The 221-nt window shown below is 39.8% G+C and carries 1 protein-coding gene; it reads right to left on the minus strand.

The window, feature by feature from the left end; translation table 11 throughout:
* On the minus strand, positions 1–221 hold a 221-nt coding region (locus A3761_RS26920; RefSeq protein WP_197472815.1), incomplete at both ends, for a hypothetical protein.

Here is a 221-nt window from a genome sequence, read left to right on the forward strand (position 1 = left end):
ACAACACCTGATGAGGTTGAAGGTGCATTACGCACGTTCAATTTGTCAACAGTAACGGTAAATGTACCACGTTCATTTTTAACAAATCCATTTGATTGAACAGTTGGTTCAACTTGTTTAGAACCTTTCAAACGGAAAGCAGTTGGATAAGTCAAAGAGTAAGGAAACTTAGCTGTGTTGAATGCCATTCCACCTTGACCATCTGGTGTACCACCTTGGTT

The sequence above is a fragment of the Oleiphilus sp. HI0123 genome (assembly GCF_001635315.1).